The sequence below is a fragment of the Halomonas sp. ND22Bw genome, from assembly GCF_003011945.1.
Classification (GTDB): Bacteria; Pseudomonadota; Gammaproteobacteria; order Pseudomonadales; family Halomonadaceae; genus Halomonas; species Halomonas halophila.
On sequence record NZ_PXWD01001836.1, the window covers coordinates 1 to 234 of the forward strand.

The window sequence follows — 234 nt, forward strand, 5'->3', positions numbered from 1 at the left end:
CGTGCCCACATCCGGGCCCTGCCGGTTCAGTTCCGTCGGGTTATGCGCGACCGAGAAATAGATCTGCAGCAACTGGCCGTAGCTCACCTGCTTCGGGTCGTAGCTGATGCGCACGGCCTCGGCATGGCCGGTCTTGCCTTCGCCGACCACATCGTATTTCGCGGTCGAGGCCGCACCGCCCGCGTAGCCCGACACGGCGTTGCTCACACCCTTGACGTGCTGGAACACCGCTTG

The 234-nt window shown here is 65.0% G+C and carries 1 protein-coding gene; it reads right to left on the reverse strand.

Annotated elements, in window-relative coordinates:
- Positions 1-234 (reverse strand): peptide-methionine (S)-S-oxide reductase (locus tag CVH10_RS24630; RefSeq protein ID WP_181244773.1); only part of this gene is annotated, 234 nt, incomplete at both ends.